General features: G+C 73.1%; 23 protein-coding genes, 1 pseudogene and 1 riboswitch. Of the genes and pseudogenes, 11 read left to right on the top strand and 13 right to left on the bottom strand.

Annotated features, from left to right (window positions below):
* Positions 1-53: 53 nt before the first annotated feature.
* The 3 genes and pseudogenes from FKD65_RS42275 to FKD65_RS42265 form a co-directional block, all read left to right on the top strand.
* Positions 54-1,214 (top strand): annotated as a pseudogene (locus tag FKD65_RS42275) (acetyl-CoA C-acyltransferase); the annotation flags it as partial.
* 212 nt (positions 1,215-1,426) lie between these two features.
* Positions 1,427-2,122 (top strand): 3-oxoacid CoA-transferase subunit A, encoded by a 696-nt coding sequence (locus FKD65_RS42270; protein WP_141585654.1) that lies wholly within the window; start codon positions 1,427-1,429, stop codon positions 2,120-2,122.
* 1 nt (position 2,123) lies between these two features.
* Positions 2,124-2,768, top strand: a complete 645-nt coding sequence (locus FKD65_RS42265; protein WP_141585651.1) for a 3-oxoacid CoA-transferase subunit B — start codon at positions 2,124-2,126, stop codon at positions 2,766-2,768.
* Between the two features lie 10 nt (positions 2,769-2,778).
* Here FKD65_RS42265 and FKD65_RS42260 read toward each other — a convergent pair whose 3' ends face one another.
* Positions 2,779-3,006 (bottom strand): 4-oxalocrotonate tautomerase family protein, encoded by a 228-nt coding sequence (locus FKD65_RS42260; RefSeq protein ID WP_141585649.1) that lies wholly within the window; start codon positions 3,004-3,006, stop codon positions 2,779-2,781.
* 194 nt (positions 3,007-3,200) lie between these two features.
* Positions 3,201-4,094 (bottom strand): hydroxymethylglutaryl-CoA lyase, encoded by an 894-nt coding sequence (locus tag FKD65_RS42255; protein ID WP_240809864.1) that lies wholly within the window; start codon positions 4,092-4,094, stop codon positions 3,201-3,203.
* 112 nt (positions 4,095-4,206) lie between these two features.
* On the opposite strand from FKD65_RS42255, the gene FKD65_RS42250 reads away from it, so the two are divergent.
* Genes FKD65_RS42250 through FKD65_RS42230 form a run of 5 tightly spaced genes read left to right on the top strand, consistent with a single transcriptional unit; the run spans position 4,207 to position 10,779 of the window.
* Positions 4,207-4,926, top strand: coding sequence for a GntR family transcriptional regulator (locus FKD65_RS42250; RefSeq protein WP_141585644.1), 720 nt, complete (start codon positions 4,207-4,209; stop codon positions 4,924-4,926).
* Positions 4,927-6,150 (top strand): CaiB/BaiF CoA-transferase family protein, encoded by a 1,224-nt coding sequence (locus FKD65_RS42245; protein WP_141585642.1) that lies wholly within the window; start codon positions 4,927-4,929, stop codon positions 6,148-6,150. It abuts the gene before it with no gap.
* Positions 6,151-6,170: 20 nt separating this feature from the next.
* On the top strand, positions 6,171-8,234 hold the full coding sequence (locus tag FKD65_RS42240; protein WP_141585640.1) for a hydantoinase/oxoprolinase family protein: 2,064 nt from the start codon (positions 6,171-6,173) through the stop codon (positions 8,232-8,234).
* Positions 8,234-10,135, top strand: coding sequence for a hydantoinase B/oxoprolinase family protein (locus FKD65_RS42235; protein WP_141585638.1), 1,902 nt, complete (start codon positions 8,234-8,236; stop codon positions 10,133-10,135). The genes FKD65_RS42240 and FKD65_RS42235 overlap by 1 nt, the downstream gene beginning before the upstream one ends.
* Complete coding sequence (locus tag FKD65_RS42230) at positions 10,132-10,779, top strand: isochorismatase family protein (RefSeq protein ID WP_141585636.1); 648 nt, start codon at positions 10,132-10,134, stop codon at positions 10,777-10,779. Before FKD65_RS42235 ends, FKD65_RS42230 begins: the two co-directional genes overlap by 4 nt.
* Here the strand turns inward: FKD65_RS42230 and FKD65_RS42225 are convergent.
* The 5 genes from FKD65_RS42225 to FKD65_RS42205 all read right to left on the bottom strand — a co-directional run bounded on the left by FKD65_RS42225 (position 10,753) and on the right by FKD65_RS42205 (position 16,983).
* A complete protein-coding gene (locus FKD65_RS42225) occupies positions 10,753-12,234 on the bottom strand; it encodes a CoA-acylating methylmalonate-semialdehyde dehydrogenase (RefSeq protein WP_141585634.1) in 1,482 nt (493 codons plus the stop codon). The genes FKD65_RS42230 and FKD65_RS42225 overlap by 27 nt on opposite strands.
* Positions 12,235-12,244: 10 nt before the next feature.
* The gene (gene iolD / locus FKD65_RS42220) at positions 12,245-14,095 is read right to left on the bottom strand and encodes a 3D-(3,5/4)-trihydroxycyclohexane-1,2-dione acylhydrolase (decyclizing) (RefSeq protein WP_141585631.1); all 1,851 of its coding nucleotides are present in this window, start codon (positions 14,093-14,095) and stop codon (positions 12,245-12,247) included.
* A 145-nt stretch (positions 14,096-14,240) separates the two neighbouring features.
* A complete protein-coding gene (locus tag FKD65_RS42215) occupies positions 14,241-15,149 on the bottom strand; it encodes an aldolase (protein WP_240809863.1) in 909 nt (302 codons plus the stop codon).
* On the bottom strand, positions 15,146-16,105 hold the full coding sequence (gene iolC / locus FKD65_RS42210) for a 5-dehydro-2-deoxygluconokinase (protein WP_141585629.1): 960 nt from the start codon (positions 16,103-16,105) through the stop codon (positions 15,146-15,148). The genes FKD65_RS42215 and iolC overlap by 4 nt, the downstream gene beginning before the upstream one ends.
* Complete coding sequence (locus tag FKD65_RS42205; RefSeq protein ID WP_141585627.1) at positions 16,102-16,983, bottom strand: TIM barrel protein; 882 nt, start codon at positions 16,981-16,983, stop codon at positions 16,102-16,104. The genes iolC and FKD65_RS42205 overlap by 4 nt, the downstream gene beginning before the upstream one ends.
* Positions 16,984-17,147: 164 nt before the next feature.
* Between FKD65_RS42205 and FKD65_RS42200 the strand changes: the two genes are divergently transcribed.
* Positions 17,148-17,885 (top strand): GntR family transcriptional regulator, encoded by a 738-nt coding sequence (locus FKD65_RS42200; RefSeq protein ID WP_141585625.1) that lies wholly within the window; start codon positions 17,148-17,150, stop codon positions 17,883-17,885.
* Positions 17,886-17,890: 5 nt separating this feature from the next.
* Complete coding sequence (locus tag FKD65_RS42195) at positions 17,891-18,709, top strand: Cof-type HAD-IIB family hydrolase (protein ID WP_141585623.1); 819 nt, start codon at positions 17,891-17,893, stop codon at positions 18,707-18,709.
* A 116-nt stretch (positions 18,710-18,825) separates the two neighbouring features.
* Here FKD65_RS42195 and FKD65_RS42190 read toward each other — a convergent pair whose 3' ends face one another.
* Positions 18,826-19,515, bottom strand: coding sequence for a hemerythrin domain-containing protein (locus tag FKD65_RS42190; protein WP_141585621.1), 690 nt, complete (start codon positions 19,513-19,515; stop codon positions 18,826-18,828).
* Positions 19,516-19,659: 144 nt separating this feature from the next.
* Here FKD65_RS42190 and FKD65_RS42185 point away from each other — a divergent pair, with 144 nt between their 5' ends.
* Positions 19,660-20,763, top strand: a complete 1,104-nt coding sequence (locus tag FKD65_RS42185; protein ID WP_141585619.1) for a helix-turn-helix transcriptional regulator — start codon at positions 19,660-19,662, stop codon at positions 20,761-20,763.
* A 30-nt stretch (positions 20,764-20,793) separates the two neighbouring features.
* Here the strand turns inward: FKD65_RS42185 and FKD65_RS42180 are convergent, their stop codons facing one another.
* The 5 genes from FKD65_RS42180 to FKD65_RS42160 all read right to left on the bottom strand — a co-directional run bounded on the left by FKD65_RS42180 (position 20,794) and on the right by FKD65_RS42160 (position 25,354).
* Positions 20,794-21,837: an NlpC/P60 family protein gene (locus FKD65_RS42180; RefSeq protein ID WP_141585617.1), complete on the bottom strand. Its 1,044-nt coding sequence runs from the start codon at positions 21,835-21,837 to the stop codon at positions 20,794-20,796.
* Positions 21,838-21,840: 3 nt separating this feature from the next.
* Positions 21,841-21,986, bottom strand: a riboswitch (cyclic di-AMP (ydaO/yuaA leader).
* Positions 21,987-22,109: 123 nt separating this feature from the next.
* The gene (locus FKD65_RS42175; RefSeq protein ID WP_141585615.1) at positions 22,110-23,048 is read right to left on the bottom strand and encodes a M56 family metallopeptidase; all 939 of its coding nucleotides are present in this window, start codon (positions 23,046-23,048) and stop codon (positions 22,110-22,112) included.
* A gap of 4 nt (positions 23,049-23,052) precedes the next feature.
* Positions 23,053-23,430, bottom strand: a complete 378-nt coding sequence (locus FKD65_RS42170; protein ID WP_141585613.1) for a BlaI/MecI/CopY family transcriptional regulator — start codon at positions 23,428-23,430, stop codon at positions 23,053-23,055.
* Positions 23,431-23,511: 81 nt separating this feature from the next.
* Positions 23,512-24,159, bottom strand: coding sequence for a TetR/AcrR family transcriptional regulator (locus tag FKD65_RS42165; protein WP_141585611.1), 648 nt, complete (start codon positions 24,157-24,159; stop codon positions 23,512-23,514).
* Positions 24,160-24,202: 43 nt separating this feature from the next.
* Entirely contained in the window at positions 24,203-25,354 is a 1,152-nt protein-coding gene (locus FKD65_RS42160) for a Rieske 2Fe-2S domain-containing protein (protein WP_205718466.1), read from the bottom strand.
* Positions 25,355-25,409 lie beyond the last annotated feature (55 nt).

The raw sequence follows: 25,409 nt of genomic DNA, 5'->3' as shown, positions 1-25,409 counted from the left end.
GTGCGAATATTGATACTTCACTGTATCAAGGGAGGTCATCTAGCCTCGACGCCATGAGCTCCTTCCTGTACTCCGCCGTCCGGACCCCGTTCGGACGGTTCAACGGCGCCCTGGCGGGCGTGCGGCCGGACGACCTCGCGGCGGGAGTGATCACCGCCCTGCTGGACCGGGCGCCCCGGCTGGACCCGGCCGCGATCGGCGAGGTCGTCTGGGGCAACGCGAACGGCGCCGGCGAGGAGAACCGCAACATCGGCAGGATGGCCGCGCTGCTGGCCGGGCTGCCGACGAGCGTGCCGGGCACGACGGTGAACCGGCTGTGCGGCTCCGGCCTCGACGCGGCGATGACCGGCTCCCGGATGATCGAGACGGGCGACGCCGACGTGGTCGTGGCCGGCGGGGTCGAGTCGATGACCCGGGCGCCGTGGGTGCTGCCCAAGCCGGCCAAGGGCTTTCCTCCCGGGGACCTCGCCGCGGTCTCCACCACGCTCGGCTGGCGGCTGGTGAACCCGCGCATGCCGGAGGAGTGGACCGTCTCCCTGGGCGAGGCCAACGAGCGGCTCGGGGAGAAGCACGCCGTCGGCCGGGAGCGCCAGGACGCGTTCGCCCTGCGCTCCCACCGGCTGGCGGCGGCCGCCTGGGACGAGGGCTTCTACGACGACCTCGTCGTCCCCGCCGGGGGGCTGGAGCGCGACGAGGGCATCCGCGCGGGCACCTCGCTGGAGAAGCTGGCCGGGCTCAAGCCGAGCTTCCGCGCGGAGGGCACCATCACCGCGGGCAACGCCTCGCCGCTGAGCGACGGCGCCGGCGCCCTGCTGCTCGGCTCCGCCGCGGCCGCCGGCCGGATCGGCCTCGACCCCGTCGCCCGGATCGCCGGACGCGGCGCGTTCGCGCTCGACCCCCAGGACTTCGGGTACGCGCCGGTCGAGGCGGCCGAGCGCGCCCTCGCGCGGGCCGGGATCGGCTGGGACCGCGTCGGCGCGGTCGAGCTCAACGAGGCGTTCGCCGTGCAGTCGCTCGTCTGCGTCGACGCCTGGGGCGTCGACCCGGAGATCGTCAACACCAGGGGCGGCGCGATAGCGATCGGCCACCCCCTCGGGGCCAGCGGCGCCCGCGTCCTCGGCACGCTCGCGAAGGTGCTCCGCGAGCGCCGCGAGCGCTGGGGCGTCGCCGCGATCTGCATCGGCGTCGGGCAGGGACTCGCGGTCGTCCTGGAGAACACGAGTACGGAAAGCACTGGCACGCACAGCACTGGCACGCACAGCACTGGCACGCACAGCACTGGCACGCACAGCACTGGCACGCACAGCACTGGCACGCACAGCACTGGCACGCACAGCACTGGCACGCACAGCACTGGCACGCACAGCACTGGCACGCACAGCACTGGCACGCAGGGCACGGGCCCGCGGGGCGGGGAGGCCGGGGCATGAGCCGAGCGGAGATCCTCGAAAGCGTCGACGAGGCCGTCCGGGGGATCGAGGACGGCAGCACCGTCCTGGTCGGCGGCTTCGGCTTCGCGGGAATGCCGTTCGACCTCATCGACGGGCTGATCCGGCAGGGCGCGAAGGACCTCACCATCGTGTCCAACAACGCCGGGAACGGGGACGTCGGGCTGGCCGCGCTGCTGAAGACCGGGCGCGTGCGGAAGGTGGTCTGCTCCTTTCCCCGGCAGAGCGACTCCCACGTCTTCGACGGGCTCTACCGGGCCGGGAAGATCGAGCTGGAGGTCGTGCCGCAGGGCAACCTCGCCGAGCGGATGCGCGCGGCCGGCGCGGGCATCGGCGCCTTCTTCTGCCCGACCGGCGTGGGCACGCCGCTGGCCGAGGGCAAGGAGACCCGGACCATCGACGGGCGCGTCCACGTCCTGGAGTACCCGATCAAGGGCGACGTGGCCCTGATCGGCGCCCATCGCGCCGACGCGATGGGCAATCTCGTCTACCGCAGGACCGCGCGGAACTTCGGCCCCGTGATGGCCACGGCCGCGACCACCACGATCGCGCAGGTGACCGACGTCGTCCCGGTCGGCGATCTCGACCCGGAGGCGGTCGTCACGCCCGGCATCTTCGTCGACCGCGTGGTGCGGGTCGAGCAACGGCACTACACCGTCCAAGGAGCGCGCTGACATGTCCCGCACGGGTCCCCTCACCCCGGACGAGCTCGCCGAGGTCGTCGCCCGCGACATCCCCGCCGGCTCCTACGTCAACCTCGGCATCGGCAGGCCCACCAAGGTCGCCGACCATCTCCCCGACGGCTCGGGCATCGTGCTCCACACCGAGAACGGCATGCTCAACATGGGCCCCGCCGCCGTGGGCGACCAGGTCGACCCCGACCTGACGAACGCCGGCAAGGTCCCGGTGACCGAGCTCCCCGGAGCGTCGTACTTCCACCACGCCGACTCCTTCGCCATGATGCGCGGCGGCCATCTCGACGTGTGCGTGCTGGGCGCCTTCCAGGTCTCGGCCACCGGCGACCTCGCCAACTGGCACACCGGCGCCGCCGACGCCGTCCCCGCCGTCGGCGGCGCGATGGACCTGGCCATCGGCGCCAAGCAGGTCTTCGTGATGATGACGCTCTTCGACAAGGAAGGCCGGTCCAAGCTGGTCCCCGCCTGCACCTATCCGCTGACCGGCGTCGGCTGCGTCAGCAGGGTCTACACCGACGTCGCCGTCATCGACGTGGGCCCGGACGGGGCGTCGGTCCGGGAGACCTTCGGTCTCACGGCCGGCGAACTCCGCGACCGCCTTCCCGTCCCCCTCACGACCGGCTGAGCGCGGCCGGTCAGCCTCCGGTCTCGCCGGCGGCCAGGGCCTTCACGTCCGCGGTGGTCAGCGGCGTCCCGCCGATGCCCCAGCTTCCGCTGCGGACGTCCTCGATGACCACCCAGGTCACCGGACGCATGTTCTCACCCTCGACGCTGACCATCGCATCGGTCAGCGCACGCACGAGCTCGGTCTTCTGGTCGTCGGTGAACACGCCTTCGATCACCTTCACGTTGATGAGCGGCATCGGTCTCCTCCATCCGTCCGCACGCCGGCCGCGCCTTGCGCCACGCCGCGCGGTGCGACCCCGCGGCCCCTGCGGCCGCTTACCAACCATCCGGCAGCGCCGTGTGAGCCGGCGTGTGACCACGCCTCGCACCCGCGGAAAGAATTCGCTAAAAGAATTCGCTCCGACCGGTCGTGCGGGACGGACCGCGCCGGTCACGCCCCGGCGGGGAACGGGCCGGCGCGGCCGAGAAGGGCGGGGACGGGCTTGCCTAGGCGTTCGCCGAGCCAGGCCGCCGTCTCGGCGACCGCGGACATCCGGACGCCGGTGGCGACGCCCGAGCGGTCCAGGGCGTACAGCAGGTCCTCGGTCGCGATGTTGCCGGTCGCGGCGGGCGCGAACGGGCAGCCGCCGAAGCCGCCCGCGCTGGCGTCCAGGGCGCTCACCCCGGAGTCGACCGCGGCGAGGGCGTTGGCGTAGCCGGTGTTGCGGGTGTTGTGGAAGTGGCAGCGAAGGGGGACGCCGGGGGCGATCCCGGCGGCACCCGCCAGCAGCGCGCGGACCTGGGCGGGAACGCCGACACCGATCGTGTCGGCAAGGGCGATCTCGTCGGGTTCGCCTTCGGCGACCCGACGGACCAGGTCCAGCACGCGGGCCGCGGGGACCTCGCCCTCGAAGGGGCAGCCGAAGGCGGCGGCGATCGTCACGGTGCGGCGCACCCCGGCGGCGCGGGCGTCCGCCGCGATCGCGGCCCAGGCGGCGGCGCCCTCCTCGACCGTGCAGCCCTGGTTGCGGCGGCTGAACTCGTCGGTGGCCACGACGACGACGTTGATCTCGTCCACTCCGGTGGCGAGCGCGCGGTCGAGCCCGCGCCTGTTGAGGACGAGCCCCGCGTAGCTGACGCCCTCCGGCCTGGGGAGCCGCTCCATCACGGCCTCGGCGTCGGCCATCTGCGGGACCCGCTTCGGGTTCACGAAGCTGACGGCCTCGATCCGCCGCAGGCCCGCCGCGACGCTGCGTTCGACGAGCCGCACCTTGTCCGCGGTGGCGAGGACCGCGGACTCGTTCTGCAGCCCGTCCCGGGGCGCCACCTCGATGAGTTCGACCATGAGCATCCTTTGTATGCAATCCAGAGCCATCTGCAGGATTGTCCTGGGAAGTCTCTTGTGTCAAGGCTCACGTTCGGCCTATCTTGCATGCAATCGATCGGAGGAGGTTCGGATGGTCCGTGCCGTGGACCGTGTCTACACACGGCTGCGCGCCGACATCCTGGACGGCGTCCACCCGCCCGGGGCGCGGCTCGGCGAGGCCGAGCTCGCCGAGATCACCGGCTCCAGCCGGACGCCCGTCCGGGAGGCGCTGCGGCGGCTGGAGGTCGAGGGCCTGGTGGAGGTGCTGCCTCATCGCGGCGCCCGGGTCCCGGACTGGACGCCCGAGGATCTCGAGGAGATCTACGACCTGCGGATGCTGCTGGAGGGCGCCGCCGCCCGGCGCGCCGCCACCCGCGTGACCGCCGCGGACACCGGCCGGATGGACGAGCTGTGCCGCCTGATGGAAGAGGCCGTCGAGCCGGGCGCGGGCCAGGACCTGGACCGGGTCGCGACGCTCAACGCCGAGTTCCACGACATCATCCGCGCCGCCGCCGCGAGCGGCCGGCTCGTGTCCATGCTCAACGCGGTGGTCCAGCTCCCGCTCGTGATGCGGACCTTCCACCGCTACTCCCCCGCCGACCTCGCCCGCAGCTCCGCCCACCACCGCGAGCTGGCCGCTGCCCTGCTCGCCCGCGACGGGACGTGGGCCGAGTCGGTGATGCGGGCGCACGTGCTCGCCGCGAAGGCGGTGCTGCTGCGCACCGCCCGCACCCCCAACGACCCGAACGACCCGAACGACCCGAACGACCCGAACGACCCGAACGACGACATGGAAACGAGGACCGGCTAGATGTCAACGCACGACGGTGCCGCGCCGGACGCCCGGGGCCCCCTCGCCGACCTGCGCGTCGTGGAGATGGGGCAGCTGCTCGCCGGGCCGTTCTGCGGCCAGCTGCTCGGCGACTTCGGCGCCGAGGTGATCAAGCTGGAGTCGCCCGGCGCCGGCGACCCGATGCGCCAGTGGGGACGCGAGAAGCCGCACGGCAAGTCCCTGTGGTGGCCGGTGGTCGCCCGCAACAAGAAGTCGGTGACCTGCGACCTGCGCACCCCGGAGGGCCAGGACCTCGCGCGGCGGATCATCGACCACGCCGACATCGTGGTCGAGAACTTCCGGCCCGGCACGCTGGAGCGCTGGGGGATGGACTTCGACCGGCTCCGCGAGAGCAACCCCGGCCTGATCCTGGTGCGCGTGTCCGGGTTCGGGCAGACCGGCCCCTACGCGCCCCGGGCGGGGTACGGGTCGATCGGCGAGGCCATGGGCGGCATCCGCTACGTGACCGGCGATCCCGGCGGCGCGCCCGCCCGCGCCGGGATCTCGCTGGGCGACTCGCTGGCGGCGGTGTTCGCCACCATCGGCGCGCTCGTCGCCGTCCACCACCGCTCCGCCACCGGACGCGGCCAGGTCGTCGACTCGGCGATCTACGAGGCGGTGCTGGCGATGATGGAGTCGCTGCTGCCCGAGTGGGCGGTCGCGGGGTACCAGCGCGAGCGGACCGGTTCGGTGCTGCCCAACGTCTCCCCCAGCAACGTCTACCCGACCGCGTCGGGCGAGATGATCCTCATCGCCGCCAACCAGGACACCGTGTTCGGACGGCTCGCCAGGGCGATGGGCCGGCCCGAGCTGAGCGCCGACCCCCGGTTCGCCGGGCACGCGGACCGGGGCCGGAACATGGCCGAGCTGGACGGCGTCATCTCCGCCTGGTCGGCCGGGATCGAGACCGGGGACCTGCTGGAGCTGCTGCACGCCGGAGGCGTCCCGGCCGGCCGGATCTACACCGCCAAGGACATGTTCGACGACCCCCACTTCGCCGCCCGCGAGGCGATCGTGCGCCTGGTCCACCCGGACTTCGGCGAGCTCCCGATGCACAACGCGTTCCCCAGGCTCAGCGAGACCCCGGGGTCGGTGCGACGGCCCGGCCCCGGGCTCGGCGAGCACAACCGGGAGGTCTACGGCGGCCTCCTGGACCTTCCAGAAGACGAGATCGCCGCGCTGTCGGAGCGCGGCGTCATCTGAGCACAGCACCGGGAGAGCAGATGGGTTATCGACTGGGCGTCGACGTGGGCGGCACGTTCACCGACGTGCTGCTCGTCGACGAGCAGACCGGCGTCAGCCACCGCGCCAAGACGGCGTCCACTCCGGCGGACCAGTCGGAGGGCGTGCTGAACGGCATCCGCAAGGTGTGCCGGGACGCCGGGATCGAGATGGACGAGGTGGCGCACGTCCTGCACGGCACCACCGTCGCGACCAACGCGATCCTCCAGGGCCGGGGGGCGCGGGTCGGGCTGGTGACCACCGAGGGCTTCCGGCAGGTCCTGCAGATCGGCCGCTCGTACGTCCCCGGCGGCCTCGCCGGCTGGATCATCTGGCCGAAGCCGGAGCCGCTGGCCCGGCTGGAGCACACCGTGGAGATCCCCGGCCGGATCGCCGCGGACGGCACGATCGTCACCCCGCTGGACGAGGAGCGCGCGCGTGCGGAGCTGCGGCGGCTCGGCGGGGCCGGCATCGAGGCACTGACGGTCTCATTGATCAACTCCTACGCGAACGGCGAGCACGAGCGGCGGGTGGCGGAGATCGCCGCCGAGGAGCTGCCCGGCGTGCCGGTGTCGCTGTCCAGCCGCGTCCTGCCGGAGATGCGGGAGTACGAGCGCACGGTCACGACCGTGGCGAACAGCTACGTCCAGCCCGAGGTGTCCCGCTACGTGCGCAACCTGGACCGCTCGCTGAGCGCCAGCGGAATCGACGCGCCGCTGTCGGTGCTGCGCAGCGACGGCGGGCTCACCAAGGCCGCCAAGGCGGCCGAGGACCCGGTCTCGCTGCTGCTGTCCGGCCCGGCCGGCGGGGTGACGGGGGCGGTCTGGTTCGCCGAGCAGGCCGGGTTCCCCGACTTCCTCACCTTCGACATGGGCGGCACGTCCACCGACGTGGCGCTGGTGCTCGGCGGGCGGCCCCGGATCGGCCGGGAGACCACCGTCGGCGACCTCACCGTCCGCGCCACCAGCGTGGACGTCCGCACGGTCGGCGCGGGAGGCGGCTCGATCGCGCACGTGCCCGAGCTGACCAGGGCACTGCGGGTCGGCCCGCAGTCCGCGGGCGCCGACCCGGGCCCGGCCGCCTACGGGACCGGCGGCACCGACCCGACGGTCACCGACGCCAACGTGGTGCTCGGCTACCTGCCGACGCGGCTCGCCGGCGGGGAGATCGCGCTGGACGTCGAGGCCGCCCGCAAGGCGATGCGCTCCATCGCCGACGCGATGGGCCTGCCGAGCGTCGAGGCGGCGGCGGCCGGCGTGATCGACATCGTCAACGAGAACATGCTCGGCGCGCTCCGCCTGATCAGCGTCCGGCAGGGCTACGACCCGCGTGACTTCGCGCTGATGTCGTTCGGCGGCGCGGGCCCGCTGCACGCCAACGCGCTCGGCAGGCTGACCGGCTCCTGGCCGGTGATCGTGCCGCCGTCGCCGGGCGTCCTGTGCGCCTACGGGGACGCGACCACCTGCCCGCGCGACGAGAGCGCCCGCACGATGGTGCGCCGCTTCTCCACCCTCGACGACGACGAGCTGCGCACCGCGCTCGCCGAGCTGGCCGACGCCGCCGCCGGGCGGCTGGAGGCCGAGGGCGTGCCGCGCGCGAGCCAGACCGCGACGTACCAGATCGACCTGCGCTACCACGGGCAGGGCTTCGAGATCCCGGTCGAGGTGGACCGTGCCACCGTCGACGGCGACCTGCTGGCCGGGCTCGGCGCCGCGTTCGACGCCGAGCACGAGCGGCTGTTCTCCTTCCTGCTCGACAACGAGCGCGAGGTGATCAACCTGCGGGTCACGGTGAGCGGGCCGCGCCCCGAGGTCGCCTGGCGCGTCCTGCCGGAGGGGACGGGCGACCCGTCGGCCGCCCTGATCCGCGAGACCGAGGTGTGGATGGACGGCGAGACGGCGCCCGCCCGCATCTACGACCGCTCCAAGCTGCTCTCCGGTGACGTCGTGGAAGGGCCGGCCGTGGTGGTGGAGATGGACTCCACGACCCTCGTGCTGGCCGGGCACTCCGCGTCCGTGCACCCCAGCGGCAGCCTGCTGATCCGTCCGCTGAACGAGGAGGGCTGATGGCCGAGATCCTGCAGACCGAGACCGCGCCGGCCGGGCGGGTCGACGTCGACCCGGTGACCCTGGACATCATCGAGAACGCGCTGCGCAACGCCCGCCACGAGATGGACGAGGTGCTGTTCCGCACCGCGCTGTCCCCGGGCATCCGCGAGCAGCACGACGAGTTCCCGCTGATCGCCGACCCGTCCGGGAAGATGGTCGTCGGCCAGTTCGGGCTCTCGGTCCCCGACTTCCTGGAGAACTTCGACGGGACGATCGGCGAGGGCGACATCCTGATGACGTCCGACCCCTACGCCTGCGGCGCGGCGATCAGCCACGCCAACGACTGGCTGCTGGTGGTGCCGATCTACCACGAGGGCCGCCTGGTCGGATGGTCCTCGATGTTCGGGCACATGTCGGACGTGGGCGGCAAGACGCCCAGCTCGATGCCCGCCGACGCCCGCACCATCTACGAGGAGGGCGTGGTCGTCCCGCCGTTCAAGCTGTACGAGGGCGGTGTGCTGAACGAGGCCGCGCTGCGCATCATCCTCAACCAGGTGCGCATGCCCGACTGGAACCGGGCCGACCTGAACGGCCTGGTCGCCGCGTGCACCACGGCGGCCCGGCGGGTCTCGGAGCTGTGCGCCCGGTTCGGCGTCGAGACCTACCTGTCCGCGCTGGACGCCCTGCTGGACCGCAACTACCAGGCCATGAAGGTGCTGCTGGCCACCCTCTTCGAGGACGGCCGGACGCTGGAGTTCGCCGACTACATCTGCGACGACGGCTGCGGGTACGGCCCGTACGAGCTGAAGATCTCGCTGACCCGCACCGGCGAGAAGATCCATCTGGACTTCTCGCACGCGGCCCCGCAGGCCGTCGGGCCGGTGAACTACTTCATCAACGAGAACCTCGTCCGGATGTTCTTCGGCATCTACGTGATCACCGTCGCGGACCCGCAGATCCTCTGGAACGACGGCTTCTACCCGCTGATCGACGTGACGATCCCCGAGGACTCGTTCTGGAAGCCGCGCCACCCCGCCGCGCTGAACGCCCGCAACCACGGCATCGGCCGGGTCTTCGACCTGTTCGGCGGGCTCCTCGGCCAGACCAACCCGGAGATCCTCAACGCGGCCGGCTTCTCGTCCTCGCCGCACTTCATGTACTCGGGCCACTACACCTCGGGTCCGCGCGAGGGCGAGTGGTTCCAGCTGTACTCGATCGGCTTCGGCGGGGTGCCGGGGCGCCCGGTCGGGGACGGCCCGGACGGGCACTCGCTGTGGCCGTCGTTCGTCAACATCCCCTGCGAGTACCTGGAGTCCTACTACCCGCTGCGCGTCGAGCGGTGGGAGACGATCGCCGACTCCGGCGGCGCGGGCCTGCACCGGGGCGGCAACGGGGTCGACGTCGCGTACTGCTTCGAGCAGCCCGGCACGATCGCGATCCACGACGACCGCTGGCTCACCTACCCGTGGGGGGTGAACGGCGGACGTCCGGGCGCGCGGGGCCGCAAGTGGATCGAGCGGGCGGACGGCACCCGGGAGGTGCTTCCGAGCAAGATCCACGACGTACCGGTCCGGCCCGGCGACGTCCTGCACTTCGTGACCTGGGGCGGCGGAGGATGGGGCGACCCGCTCGCCCGTCCCGCCGAGCTGGTCGCGCTGGAGGTGAAGCGCGGCCTGGCCACCGCGGACGGCGCCCGCGCCGGGTACGGCGTGGTCTGCACCGGCGAGGGCGTCCTCGACGAGGAGGCCACCGAGGCGCTGCGGGCGTCGATGGCCGCCGAGCGGACCGAGATCCCGGTGTTCGACATGGGCCCGCCGCTGGAGCAGATCCTCGCCCGCTGCGAGGAGGAGACGGGCCTTCCCGCCCCGCGCCCGCCGGTCGACGTCCGGTCCGCCGCCGCGCTGGGCGACCGCAGGTGAGCGACCTCGCCGCCGACTACCGCGCCTCGGGCTTCGGGCACGGCCTCGGCTGCGGCCGGTCGCCCGCGGTGCTGGTGGTGGACCTCGTCCGCGCCTACCTGGTGGACGGGTCGCCGCTGCGCGCCCCGGTCGAGGACGCGGCGGCCGCCGCCGCGTCCCTGATCGGGGCGGGCCGGTCGGCCGGGCTGCCCGTGCTGTTCACCCGGGTGGAGTACCGGCCGGGCGGGGCGGACGGCGGGCTGTTCCGCCTCAAGATCCCCGCGCTGCGCGTGTTCGAGGAGGGGAGCCCCCTCGGCGACTTCGCCGAGGGGGCGGCCCCCCGTCCCGGCGAGACCGTGGTGACCAAGCAGTACGCCAGCGCGTTCCACGGCACGTCGCTGGCGTCCACCCTGACCGCGTCCGGCGTCGACACCCTGCTGATCTGCGGGCTGACCACCAGCGGCTGCGTCCGCGCGACCGCGACGGACGCGCTGCAGCACGGGTTCCGCCCCCTGGTGGTGGACGAGGCCTGCGGCGATCGGGACCCCCGCCTCCACGAGGCCAACCTGCTGGACCTCGGCGCCAAGTACGCCGACGTCCTGTCGCTCGACGAGGCGCTCACCACCGTGCGCGGGTTCTCACCGCGCGGTGGGGAAGGCCATTGAGGACGCCTCGTCGGTCGCGGCGGGGGCGGGCCAGCGGGAGGTGACGGCCTTGGCGCGCGTGTAGAACCGCACCCCTTCGGCCCCGTGGACGTGGGTGTCCCCGAACAGGGACGCCTTCCAGCCGCCGAAGGAGTAGAACGCCATCGGTACCGGGATGGGGACGTTCACTCCGATCATCCCGACGTGCACGGCGCGCTGGAACCGCCGCGCCGCCTCCCCGGAGGAGGTGAAGACCGCCGTGCCGTTGCCGTAGGGGTTGGCGTTGATCAGCGCGATCGCCTCGTCGAGCGTCTCGGCGCGCAGCACCAGCAGCACCGGTCCGAAGATCTCCTCCTGGTAGGCGGCCATGTCGGTGGCGGCGCCGTCGAGCAGGCACGGGCCGACGAAGAACCCGGGGCCGTCCAGGCCGCGCCCGTCCACGACGAGCTTCGCCCCGGCCCGCTCCGCCTCCTCGACATGCCCGGTGACGCGCTCCCGCGCCGCCTCGCTGATCAGCGGCCCCATCTCGCTCGCCGGGTCGCCGCCCGGCCCGACCCTGATCGCGCGGGCCCGCTCGGCGAGCCGCTCGACCAGCGGATCCCCGGCGGCGCCGACCGCGACCGCCACGGAGACCGCCATGCAGCGCTGGCCCGCCGATCCGTACGCCGCGGCGGTGATCTGCTCCGCGGCCAGGTCGAGGTCGGCGTCGGGCAGGACGACCGCGTGGTTCTTCGCGCCGCCGAGAGCCTGCACCCGCTTCCCGGCGGCGCCCGCCGCCTCGTGCACGTGCCGCGCCACGGGCGTGGATCCGACGAACGACACCGCCGCCACGCCGGGGTGCGTGATCAACGCGTCGGCGGTGACGTGGTCGCCGTGCAGCACGTTGAACACCCCGTCCGGCAGGCCCGCCTGCGCGTAGAGCTCGGCGACCAGGTTGGACGCGGAGGGCACGCGCTCGCTCGGCTTCAGCACGAACGTGTTGCCGCACGCGATGGCGATCGGGTGCATCCACAGCGGGACCATGACCGGGAAGTTGAACGGGACGACTCCCGCGCACACCCCGAGCGGCTGCCGGAACGAGAACGCGTCCACCCCGGACGACACCTGGTCGGAGAACTCGCCCTTGAGCACCTGCGCGATCCCGCACGCGAACTCGACGACCTCGCGCCCCCGGACGACCTCTCCGCGCGCGTCGTCCAGGACCTTGCCGTGCTCGGCGGTGACCAGGCGGGCCAGCTCGTCCTCGTGCCGCTCCAGCAGGTCGCGCAGCGCGAACATGATCCGCGCGCGTCGGCTGAGCGACACCTCCGACCACGTCTCGAACGCTCGCGCCGCGGCTCCCACCGCCGCGTCCACCTCGGCGCGGCGCCCGAGGACGACCTCGCCGGCCTGCCGACCCGTCGCCGGGTCGTGCACGGCCGCCGTGGTGCTCCCGCCCACCGGGACACCCCCGATCCAGTGCTGGATAGAACGCATCGGTTTCCTTTCACAGGTAACGGCGCTGGGCCTTCTTGTCGTCTTCGTAGCGGGCGCGGGCCTGCCGGGTCTGCTCCAGCGCCGAGACCTCTGCGACCGGGACGTCCCACCAGGCCTCGCTGTCCGGCGCCGGAGCCAAGGGGTCGGTCTCCACGTGGACGACCGTCGTCCGGGGTGAGGCGATCGCCTGGCGGAGCGCCTTCCTGAAGCCGTCGGCGTCGTCGGCCCGGATGACGTCGGCGCCGAGGCTGGCGGCGTTGGCGGCCAGGTCGACCGGGATGGGGTCGCCGTCCAGGCCGGTGGGGGTGCGGAGGCGGTGGCGGGTGCCGAACCGTTGGGCGCCGACCGATTCGGACAGGTTGCCGATGGAGGCGTAGCCGTGGTTCTGGACCAGGACGACGACGAGCTTGATGCCTTCGGCGGCGGCGGTGGTGAGTTCCTGGGCCATCATCAGGTACGAGCCGTCGCCGACCATGACGAACACCTCGCGGTCGGGCGCGGCCATCTTCACCCCCAGGCCCCCGGCGATCTCATAGCCCATGCAGGAGTAGCCGTACTCGACGTGGTAGCCCTTGGGGTCGCGGGCCCGCCACAGCTTGTGCAGGTCACCGGGCATCGACCCCGCCGCGCACACCACCACGTCCCGCGGCCCGGACTCGGCGTTGACGATGCCGATGACCTCCGTCTGCGCCAGTGGCGTTCCCCGGCGCCCGCCGAACGCGGCATCGACGACACCGCTCCACCGCCGCGTCCGCTCGCGCACCTCGTCGCGATACGACTCCGGCACGGTGTAGCCCTCCAGCGCGGTGTCCAGTGCGCGGAGGGCTTCGCGGGCGTCGGCCACCACCGACACTCCCCCGAGCTTGACCGCATCAGATCTGGCGACGTTGATGTTGACGAACCTGACGTCCGGGTCGGCGAACAGGCTGTGGGAAGCGGTGGTGAAATCGCTGTAACGCGTCCCGATCCCCACCACCACATCGGCCTCGCGCGCCAACGCGTTGGCCGCCGTCGTCCCCGTCGCCCCGACCGCGCCCACCGAGCACGGGTGATCCCACGCCAGCGCGCCCTTGCCCGCCTGCGTCTCGGCCACCGGCACACCGGTCCGCTCGGCCAGCACCCCCAGCACCTCGCTCGCACCGGAGTAGATCACCCCACCCCCCGCCACGATCAACGGACGCTCCGCCGCCCCCACGATCGCCGCCGCCTCCTCCAGCGCGGCGGGCTCGGGCACCGCACGCGCGACCCGCCACACCCGCTCGGCGAACAACTCCTGCGGCCACTCGAACGCCTCGGCCTGCACGTCCTGCGGCAGCGCCAACGTCACCGCACCGGTCTCGGCCGGATCGGTCAGCACCCGCATCGCCGCCAGCAACGCCCCCGGCAACTGCTCAGGACGATTGATCCGATCCCAGTACCTCGACACCGGCCGCAAACAATCATTCACCGACACGTCGTAGGAGCGACCGTCCTCCAACTCCTGCAGCACCGGATTGGCCGGACGCGTGGCGAACACATCCCCGGGCAGCAGCAGCACCGGCAACCGGTTGATGGTGGCCAGCGCCGCACCCGTCACCAAGTTCGTCGCGCCCGGCCCGATCGAGGTCGTGCACGCCAACGTCGACAACCGATCACTCATCCGCGCATAACCGGCCGCCGAATGCACCATCGCCTGCTCGTTGCGCGCCATGTAGTACGGCAACTCATCACCGTGCTCCAGCAGCGCCTGACCGACCCCCGCCACATTGCCGTGCCCGAAAATCCCGAAACACCCGGCGAAGAACCGCCGCCGCTCCCCATCCCGCACGCTGTACTGCGCAGCCAGGAAACGCACCAGAGCCTGCGCCACCGTCAACCTCATGACCGTCCCTCCATGCCGTATGCCAGGGGCGACGGCGGCCGCGGCTCCACCGGCCGCACATCCCGGCTCTTCCGGATACGCGCCGGCCCGGCCGGCACATGCGGGTGACGCCGGCCGCAACCCGGCACTGCCCTCGGTTCGTCGTTCACAGGAGTTCCACTGCGGCGTCCACGGCCGCGGCGACGTCGCCGTCCGCCGGGTACAGCAGGGAACGGCCGATCACCAGGCCCCGGACCGTGGGGAGACGCAGCGCGCGGCGCCAGCCCTCCCGCGCGGCCGCGGGATCGGCCGCCACTTCCCCGCCCAGCAGCAGCGCGGGCAGCGTGGAGGCGGCCATGACGCGCTCCATGTCCTGCACCACCGGCACCTTCAGCCAGGTACGTGCCGACGTCGTGCCCAGTCCGGAGGCGATGGCGATCGCCCGCGTCATGGCCTCCGGCGACAGGTCGTTGCGGACCCGCCCGTCCACCCGGTGGGAGATGAACGGCTCCACCATCGCCATCAGCCCGTGCTCGGCCAGCTCCGACACCGCGCGGGCGCACCCCTCAAGAGCGCGCGCGGTGGCCGGGTCCGCCTCGTCCACCCGCAGCAGCATCTTGCCGCCGTCCAGACCCGAGGCCGCGATCGCGCCGGCGCCGTAGGCGGTGAAGCGGTCGTCGATCTCGAACGAGGACCCGGCCAGCCCGCCCCGGTTCATCGACCCGATCACGACCTTGCCGTCCAGTACGCCCAGCAGCAGCAGATCCTCGATCACATCGGCCGTGCCCATCACGCCGTCCACGCCCGGCCGCTCCAACGCGGTGCACAACCGGTCCAGCAGCTCTCCCCGGTCGGCCATCGCCAGCGGATCGCCCCCGGCGGCCAGGGCCCCCCGCGCCGGGTGATCGGCCGCCAGGAGCATCAACCGCCCGGTCCCGCCCAGCAGCGACCCGCGCCGGGCACGGCGCCCCGCCGCCTCGGCGATCGACTCCGGACGCACCGCCCGCGCCTCGGCCAGCCCCGCGATCCGCTCCGCCCTCGCATCGGCGGAGGGCGCCGGCATCTCCGGCGTCATGCGGCCACCTCCTCGGTCCGCGATAGCACCTCGTCCGTCGTGGGCATCGCCGCCGAGCACGCCAGCCGGGACGCGACGATCGCGCCCGCCGCGTTGGCGAAGCCGAGGACGCGCGGCAGGTCCCAGCCGCAAAGCAGCCCGTGGCAGAGCGCGCCGCCGAACGCGTCGCCCGCGCCGAGGCCGTTGACGACCTCGACCGGCACCGGCGGCGACTCGGCGGTCCGGCCCTCGGCGTCGACGGCGAGGACGCCGTCCGGTCCGCGCTTGACGACGGCGAGCCGGACGCCCCGGTCGAGCAGCGCGCGGGCGGCGGCCAGGGGGTCGCTCTCCCCCACCGCCACCTCGCACTCGGCGGTGTTCCCGACGGCGACGGTGGCGTGTTCGAGGGCCTCGCCCGCCCAACGCCGCGCCTCGTCCCGCGACTCCCAGAACACGGGCCGGTGGTCGAGGTCGAGGACGGTGAGAGCGCTCCGGCGGCGGGTGCCGAGGGCGGCCAGGGTCGCCGTCCTGGACGGTTCGGCGCACAGGCCGGTCATCGTGACCCACAGCACCCCGGCGGCCTCGATCGCGGGCCGGTCCAGCTCGTCCGCGCGGATCTCCAGGTCGGGGGCCTTCGGGAAGCGGTAGAAGTACAGCGGGAAGTCGTCGGGCGGGAACAGCTCGCAGAAGGTCACCGGGGTAGGCAGGCCGGGGACGTCGGCGACGTAGCGGTCGTCGACGCCGTACTCGGCGAGCGCCCGCCGGACGAAGCGGCCGAACGGGTCGGCGCCGGTCCGGGTGATGACGGCGGAGCGGCGGCCGTGCCGGGCGGCGGCGACCGCCACGTTGGTGGCGCTGCCGCCGAGGAACCTCGCGAACGTCTCGACCTCGTCCAGCCCGACGCCGGAGGTCAGCGGGTAGAGGTCGACGCCGACGCGGCCCATGGTGATGACGTCGAAGGACGCGGCGCCGCTCATGAGCCGATCCCGGCGAGGTACTCGACACAGGCTCGGACGTCGGCCAGCGGGCCCTCGCCCGGCGCGGGTTCGCGGTCGAGGACCGTGTCCTGCTCCAGGACGTACCAGCCGTCGTAACCGGCGGCTTCGAGGGAGCCGACGATGTCCGCTATGTCGATGTCGCCCGCACCGAGCGGGCGGTAGAGCCCGGCCCGTACGGCGTCGGTGTAGGGGGTCCGGCCGTCCCGCACGCTCTCGGCGAGGTCCGCGTCGACGTCCTTGAGGTGGACGTGCGCGATCCGTCCGGCCGCGCTCGCCGCCAGCTCGACCGGGTCGGTTCCGCCGACCAGCAGGTGGCCGGTGTCCAGGCACAGCGGCACGCCGGACCCGGCGAGAACGCGCCGCACTTCGCTGGAGCGTTCCACCATCGTCCCGACGTGCGGGTGGAGCACGGCCCGGACCCCGCTCTCCCCGGCGAGCGCGGCGATCCGCTCGAGATTGGTCAGGAGCGCCGTCCACCCGACGGTGTCCAGGGAGGGGCGCTCGTCGTAGCCGCGCAGCCCGTGGACGGCGGCCAGCACCAGCGCCGGTTCCGGCTTGGAGCGTTCCATTTCGAAGCCGGACAGGATCCGGCGGACCTCGGGCAGCGGGTCGCGATCCGGGTCGTGCAGTACGACCGGCGCGAAGCCGCCCACCGGACGGAGACCGTATCCGGCGAGCAGGGCGGCGCGCTCCCCGGCTTCGGCGGGCAGGAAGCCGTCCGGTCCGAACTCCGTGGCGGCCAGCCCGAGTGCGCGCATCTCCGCCAGCACCCGTCCTGGATCCATCTGGTGGCCCCAGCCCGGGACCTCGCACACCCCCCACGAGATCGGGGCTCCCGCTACGCGGTCGTTGATCATCGGCTCACCGTCTCCCTGGGACGCACCCGGCTCCGGACTCGGCATGGCCTCGCCGAGTCTGCTGAAGACCAGGAAGGTATGTCAACAGTTTGTTATGACATTATGAGGTAATGAGCTAGCGCCCGGCGGCGGGTACGATCGTCCCTGACGTGAGGAGGCGGCGGGTGTACAGACCGCGCGTGACCGTGGACCGCAGCATCCCCGTGCCGCTGTACTACCAGCTCGCACAGCAGCTGGAGGCGGCGATACGGGCGGGTGAGCTGTCCCCTGGCACCCGTCTGGAGAACGAGGTCGAGCTGGCCGACAGGTGCGGGCTGTCGCGCCCCACCGTCCGGCAGGCGATCCAGCACCTGGTGGACCGGGGGCTGCTGGTACGCAAGCGCGGCGTCGGCACGCAGGTGGTGCAGTCGGAGATCCGCCGCCCGATCGAGCTGACCAGCCTGCACGACGACCTGGCGGCGGCCGGCCGCGAGCCGCGCACCGAGGTGCTGGAGCTGGGCACCGTCCCCGCCGGGGACCAGGTGGCCAAGGAGCTCGGCGTCCCGCCCGGCACCGGGGTCACCCGGATGCGCCGCGTCCGGTTCACCGGTGACGAGCCGCTCGCCCTGCTCACCAACCACCTGCCGCCCGAGCCGTTCAGGATCACCGAGGCCGACCTCGCCGAGCACGGCCTGTACGAGCTGCTCCGCGCCAGGGGCGTCAACCTGCGCATCGCGAACCAGACGATCGGCGCCCGCGGCGCGACGGCGGCCGAGGCCCGGCTGCTGGACGCACGGCGCGGCGTCCCGCTCCTCACCATGACCCGCACCGCCTATGACGACAAGGGCGGCGCGGTCGAGTACGGCCGCCACGTCTACCGCGCCGACCGCTACTCCTTCGCCCACACCCTCGTCGAGCGCTGACCGGCATGAGCGCCGCCGGGGTGCGCACCGCCGAGTGGATCGTCACCGATCTGGACGGGACCCTCGTCGGGCGCGACCTGAAGATCGTCGAGCCGAATCCGACCGCGGTGCGCCGCTTCACCGCCTCCGGCGGCACCGTCGTCATCGCGACCGGGCGCGGCGAGGACTCGGCGCTGCCGTACTACCGGGCGCTCGGCCTCACGACCCCGGCGATCCTCTACAACGGGGCGCGCGTGGTTGACCTCAGCACCGGCGCCGTCCTGCACCGGCGCAGCCTCGACATCGCCGCCTGGACGAGCCTCACGATGCTGTTCGCCGAACTGCCGGCGGGAGTCCGTCCGGTCGCCTTCAGCCGGGGCCGCGCCCACGTCACCCACTCCTCACCGGCACTGCGCGAGTACGCCCACCGCGACGGCATCGAGCTCGCCCGCATCGGCTCCTGGGACGCACTGCCCCCCGACGACATCGTCAAGGTCATGCTCATCTGCGACCACCCCGAGCTGATGGACCCCGCCGAGGGGACGGTCTCGGCGGCCGTGTCGAGCGTCACCCTCGTCAGGTCCGAGATCACCTACTTGGAGGTGCTGCCCGCAGGCGCGTCCAAGGGCGCGGCGCTACGCGAGCTGGCGGCGTCCCACGGCGTTGCCCTGAGCACCATCGCGGCGATAGGCGACAACCCGAACGACCTGGACATGATCCAGGCCGCCGGGCTCGGCGCCGCCGTAGGCGACGGCCACGAATCCGTCCGAGCCGCCGCCGACGTGGTCGTGGCCCCTTGCGCCGACGGCGCCGTAGCCGACCTCGTCACCCGCGTCCTCCCGTGACCTGACCGTGGTCGGCTGCTCGGGCTCGGTCCCGAACCGCCCGATCGTCCCCGTCGACCCCGGCTCTGCCCCCGCAAGGCCGGGTTCCGACGATGCGGCCGCGCTTGGGCCGCCTGCTAGCGGGCTGCCCCGGTCGCCGTGGTGGCGGTGTGGCGTAGGGAGGTTGCCGCTGGGGTGGGGAGTACGCGGTCTGCTATGGCCAGTACGGCCGCCAGCGCTTGGGGTGGGGCCGTTCGTGCCATTCCGGCGACCAGGCCCTCGCGGGTCGGGCGGTCCAGGGCGGGCAGGAGGAGTTCCATGGTGGTCGCGGTGATCTCCGGCGGGGTGGCGGCCATGAACGCGGCCCGGGCGGCGCCGATCTCGGCGTCGTCGCAGTGCGCCCAGATGCGCGGCATGATCAGGGTCTCCTCCTCGTGCAGGTGCGGGAGGTAGGCGGCGGTGAAGCGGGCCAGGTCCCGGTAGAGGGCGAGGCCTGCGGCCGCCTCCGGGGCCGCGAGCACGGCCTCGAACCGTCCGGCGAGGTCGTCCAGCAGGTCGTCGAGGTCCCGGTGCTGCTCCTCGGTCGGCTCGGCGGAGCCGGGCTCGTGCGGGTCCAGCAGGCGCAGGATGTGCTGGTCCTCGTGCTCGGTGTGGCTGCGCAGCAGCGCCAGCAGGCGTCGCCACCGCTCCCCCAGCGCGGCGACCTCGGCCGCGTCGGTCCAGTCGGTGGCGCCGGCCTGGACGGTGACCGCGAACAACCCGTTGCGCAGTGCCTTGTGGATGTGGGTGAACAGGTCGTCGCGGCCCTCGAGACGTTGGTCGTCCATGTCGGTCTCTCCTTCTCGTGTCCGGTCGCGCCGGGTCCGGATCGGGCTCGGCGGCCGTCCTGAACGTAAGGTCGGGGGCGCTGACCTGCGTATCCCTGGAATCTGGGGGTGGTGATACGGTCCCGCACCCGCGATGCTGGGGGCATGGAACTCCTGGACCGGATCCACCGGCTGGCCGCGCGCGGTGACGATCTGACCCGGGTGCGCGCCGAGGTCGACCGCCTGCTGCGCCGCGCGGTCGGGTACGACATCGCGGCCGTCTCCACGGTCGACCCGGCGACGCTGCTGTGGACCAGCTGCTTCGTCAGCGGGCTCGACGCGCGGGGGGCGGTCGAGCGCGAGCGCGTCCTGTTCGGCCTGGAGTTCCAGGGCGGCGACCCCAACGGCTACGCCGAGCTCGCGGCGGCCGCCTCGCCCGTCGCGAGCCTGCACCGCGCCACCGGCGGGGACCTCTCGCAGGCCCGGCGCTACCGGGTCCTGCTGCGCGGGCTGGACGTCACTGACGAGGCGCGGGTGGTCCTGCGCTCGCGGGAGGGCTGCTGGGGCTCGCTCACCCTCTACCGGCGCGCGCCCGCGCCGCCGTTCACCGATGACGAGCTTGCGCTGCTGGCGGCGGTCTCCACGCCGATCGCCGAGCTGTTCCGGCTCACGCTGCTGCGCGCCGCGCTCGCCGCCCCCGAGGGCCTCGACCACCCGCCGGGCATGCTGCTGGTGACCGGGTCGGGCGAGGTCGAGGTCAGCAGCGCGGACGCGCGGGCATGGCTGGAGGCCGTCGACGACCGGGGGCGGCTGCCGAGCGCGCTGCGGGCCGTGGCGGCGGCCGCCGCCGGCGGTGACGGCCTGGCCAGGGCGGCCCTGCCCGCCAGGGACGGGCGCTGGGTGGTCCTGCACGGTTCACCGGCGTCCGGCGGGGACGGAGCCGGAGACCGCGTGGCGGTCATCATCGAGGGGGCCAGGCCCGCGGTACTCAGCGAGGTCATCGCGGGCGCGTACGGGCTGACGCCCCGGGAGCGGCAGATCACCGGCCTCGCCGCCCAGGGGCACAGCACCCGGCAGATGGCCACCGCCCTGGGGATCTCACCGTTCACGGTGCAGGACCACCTCAAGGCGGTGTTCGGCAAGGCCGGCGTGCGCAGCCGCGGCGAGCTGGTCGCGGCGATCTACGCCCGGCACTACGCGCCCCGCGCGGCGGCGGGCACGGCCCCGGGCCCCTACGGCTGGTACCTCGACGAGCACCTCACCGCCTAGGAGACCCGGGCGCGGGCGGCGGCCTCGCGGTCAGGCGACGCGCACTCCCCCGGCGAAGGGCCGGCCGGCGATCGGGGCGATCTTGACGACGTCGCCGGTCTGCGGCGCGTGGACCATGTTCCCGTTGCCGATGTACATGCCCATGTGGTGCAGGTCGCTGTGGAAGAACACCAGGTCGCCGGGCTTGAGCTGGCTCATGCTCACGTGGGTCCCGGCGTTGTACTGGCTGCCGGTGTAGTGCCCCAGGGTGATGCCGACCTGCGCGTAGGCGTACAGGGTCAGGCCCGAGCAGTCGAAGCCCTTGATGTTGGCGCCCTGCGCGGTGCCGTAGGTCGGCCCGGACGCGTTGCCGCCGCCCCAGGAGTAGGGCACGCCCTGCTGGCTCAGGGCGGCCCGGACGGCCGTCATCGCCTTGGCCGAGGCTCCGCCGGAGCTGATGTTGGGGATGGAGCCGGACCGTGAACCGGGACCGTTGAAGGTGCCGAGCTGCTTCTCGACCTTCTTGAGCTTGATCTGCAGTTCGCGCCGCTTCTTCTTCGCCTCCTCGGTGAGCCCGCGCACCTGGGCCGCGCGCTGCTCCGCGGCCTTGCGGGACCGGTCCGCGCCCTGCATCACCTGGAGCATCTGCGTGATGCGGACGTCGTTCTGCTTGGCGAAGTAGTTGAGGGTGGCCGACTGGTCGAGGACGGCCTGCGGGTCGGAGGAAGAGGCGAAGCTGATGGCCGGGTCGACCGGGCCGTTCTTGTAGCTGTCGGCGGCGATCTTCGCCATGCGCTCGCGCGCCTCGTCCAGGGCCGCCTTCTGGCGCCGGGCGTCGGTCCTCGCGGCCTTGGCGGCGTGCTCGGCCTGCTTGAGGCGTTCGCGCAGGCCGTTGTACTGCTCGCTGAGCTTCTCGGCCTCGTCGGCGAGCTTCTCCTGCTGGGCCGTCAGCTGCTTGCGCGTCGGCTTGGGCTCGGCGTGGACGGGCGCAGGCGTGAGAAGCCCCGTGGACAGCGCGATGGCGGCCGTCCATGCCGTGCTGGTGACGATCCGGCGGGTGGCCGCCGGTCGGGGGCTGGCAGCGCGTCGCTGCATGCGTCGTCCTCTCCAGTACCGCCTACCGGGTGAGCTGTCGGGTTCGGGCCGGAGTCGCCCTACCGTCCCGCCGGGACGGATTCACCCCTGGAGATCGGGTCCCCGGTTCCCCGGACGGAGCCGTCCGCGGGATTCGGCGTGGCCGCCGGCCGCCCCCGGCGGGGACGTCGGACCGCAGCCTCCTACGGAGCGTAGGAGATCATCGCGCCCTTCGCCACTCAAGTCACTCAAGTCACTCAAGTCACTCATTTCACCCGGAGCCCAGGCCCGCCCTAGCAGGTCCTCGCCAGTTCGGCGATCGCCACCGCCCCGGCCAGGAGCGGCGCGGTGACCGCCGCCGCCGCGAAGAGGCCGGCCACGAACCGGGCGGCGGGGCGCGGCCCCGCGGGGTCGGCGGCTTCCAACCGCAGCATCCGCTCCGCCGGCGCGCCGGTGGCCGGCGCTCCCACCGCCCCCAGCGCTCCCCCGGCGGCGGGCACCGCCGAGAGGCGGCGCAGCGCGTCCACCAGCGCCTTCCTGCCGTGGACGCGGACCGCGGCGTCGTCCGCGGCCATCTCCAGCAGCAGCGGCAGCCGCGCCTTCGCGCGCCGGACGGTCGGCAGCCACGGCAGCATGGCGTGGCCCAGGTCCACCGCCAGCAGCAGCAGATGGTGCCGCTGGCGCAAGTGCGCCCGCTCATGGGCCAGGACGGCGCCGAGTTCCTCGGCGGTGAGCGCCTCCAGCGCCCCGGTGCTCAGCACGATCGCGCGGTGCCGGGACGGCAGCGAGTACGCCACGGGCACGGGGTGGTCGAGGACGAGGACGTCCGCGTGGCGGCGGTGCTCGCGGGCGACCAGCCGCAGCGCCTCCCGGTGCCGCCGCCGGCGGCGCACGGCCCGGCCGAACCGCGGCAGGCCGCGGGCGAGCACGGCGCCGCAGGCCGCGGCGAGGGCGGCGCTCGCGGCGGCGGCGACGGCCGTGGCGAGGCGGCCGTGATGGGGCAGGCAGTCGCTCAGCCACTCCAGGAATCCGTGGCCGGGCCCGGGCGGCGTGAGCAGGGCCGCCGCGGCGGCGCCCGCGGCGGCGATGAACGTCCCGGCGAGGGCCGCCGACCAGCAGGCGATGGCCGTCCCCGGCCCGAGGGCCGAGCGCCTGAGCAGGTCGAGCGCGGGCCCCGCCGCGCATCCCAGCAGGACCACCGAAACGACCAGGCCGGCCGCCACCCAGGTCACGGGATCACGCGTCCTCGCCGGCGGTCCGCCGCCGCAGCGCGTCGAGGAGATGCCGGGCGTCCTCCGGCGGGACGCTCTCGGCGAACCTCGCCAGGATGGCCCCGTGGTCCGCGGCCTCGCTCAGCGCGTCCATCATCAGCTCGACCGCGTACTCCTCCCGCGCCCGCGTCGGGCCGTAGCGGAAGGCCGTCCCGTCCGGGGTGCGTTGCAGGAGCCCCTTCTGCGCCAGGCGCTCGGCCACGGTCTGGACGGTGTTGTAGGCCAGCGCCTTCTCGGCGGTCTCGTTCAGCTCCGCCAGCAGTTCGCGGACGCGCAGCGGACCGGGCGCGGCCCAGAGCACGTCCATGATGGAGCGTTCGAGCGAGCCTCCGAGTGCGGACATCCGGTCACCTCCGTCCCGTCCACATCATGCCGGACGGCTTCGCGACCGGCCCTCGCGCGGGGATCCGGAACCGCGAAGCGGTCAGGTCGCGGCGGGAGCCAGGCCCTGGGCTATCAGGCGGAGGCCGAACTCGAACTGGTCCGAGGACGCGAGCGTCGGCAGGTCCGCGGAGAGCCTCACCGTGCTGGGGAAGCGGTCGGCGGGCAGGCCGGCGTAGAAGTGGCGGCGCTGGCGGCGGGCCTCCGGGTCGTCGCCCCAGGTGCGGGGCGTCTGGTAGCCGGAGAAGCCGAGCGCGTAGGTGATGAGGACGCCGTAGGCGCGGGTGGCGTCCGCGCCCTTGAGCCCTGCGGACTCCAGGCGGGCGAGGACGGCCTCCATGGCGCCGTCCAGGGCGTCGATGCTGTCGGAGACGCGGGTGGACAGGAGCCGGACGACGCAGGGGTGGGCGAGCATCATCGCCCGGAAGGCCCGCCCGCATCCCACGAGGACGTCGACCGGGTCGTCCGTCGCGGCGGGAGGGACCTCCATCCCGCCGAGGACGTGGTCGGCCATCGCGTCGAGGATCTCCTCCTTGTTGCGGAAGTAGCTGTAGAGGGTCATCGCGCCGACACCGAGCTCGCCCGCCAGGCGGCGGACGGTCAGGGTGTCCAGGCTCTCGGAGTCGCCTATGCGCACGGCTGTCTCGACGATGCGTTCGCGGGTGAGCGTCCGCGTGTCCTTCTTGGCCATGCCGCTCCGTGTCTCGACGGTTTTTCCCGAGCGAGGGTAGCGCCTACCGCTTGTACGGCTGGACGTTCGGCCGGCTCTGCTCGACCTTGCGCCGCCACGCGGTGAGCGAGAGGTCGGGGCGGTAGAGCTTCTCGGGCGGGGCGTCCATCACGTCGACCATCCAGGCGTCCTGCGCGGTGAACTGGCCGTGGAACAGCCAGCGGACGGCGGCGAGGTACTTGAGCTTGAACAGGCCCGCGCGGGCGCCGGTCTCGAAGCGCACCATGAGCTGGACGTACCTGACGTTGTCCGCATCCACCGGGACGTACCACTCGTAGTGAATGAACTGCGGGTAGGCGACGCGGAGGATGCCGGGCAGCCGGATCGAGACGAAGCCGGGCAGGTCGAGGCCCTTGATCACGGGGTTGGCCTTCTCGGCCTTTCCGGGCGCGTCGGGCAGCGGCATGCGCTTCCACCAGCGCTTGTTGGTCCACAGGCCGAGACCGGGCATGTCGGCCTCCCAGTGCACCTCGTCCTGGACGCGGACGAGCCACTCGCCGCGCTCGACCACGCGGGTCTTGTTCCAGGCGGGCATGACCTTGAACAGCCGCCACAGCGCCGTGTTGTGCAGGTATTTGGCGTGGCCCTCGTCGAAGCCGTTCTCGGCCGCGAACCGCCAGTTGCCCTTGCGGACGTCGGTGCGCCCGCCGATGACGAGGGCGTTGTGCCGCAGTTCCTCGGGCAGGTCGTCGTTCAGCGGATGGGGCTCCCCGTCGCCGATGTAGACCCAGATCAGGCCGAAGCGCTGCCGGACGGGGTAGGTGCGGACCCTGACGCGGCCCTTGATCGGCGAGTCCGGGCCGTCGGTGAGGACGCCGCAGAGGTTGCCGTCCTTCAGGTCGTAGGTCCACCCGTGGTAGGGGCAGGAGACCGTGCCGGGGAACTGGCGGCGGCCCAGGGAGAGGGGCACGCCGCGGTGGGGGCACCGGTCGTGCAGGGCGTGGATCTCATCGCCCTCGCGGACGAGGGCGATGCTCTCGCCGAGCACGGTGACGGCGACGGGCTTCCTGCCGACCTGCTCGGTCCACAGGACGGGGTACCAGTGGTCGCGGAACCCGAGGACGGCGCTGTCGTAGGTCGGCCAGGACGACCAGTCCTGGCCGGGCTGGCGCCGCTCGGACCGGGGGCGGCCCGGGGACGTGGCGTTGGTGGTCAACGGTGCCTCCTTAACAATGTTACGTACTTTGTACGGCAAGTTTGCCCCTGTCAAC

Source organism: Actinomadura sp. WMMA1423 (assembly GCF_006547145.1).
Lineage (GTDB): Bacteria > Actinomycetota > Actinomycetes > Streptosporangiales > Streptosporangiaceae > Spirillospora.
This window is presented reverse-complemented; position numbering and strand designations above follow the sequence as displayed.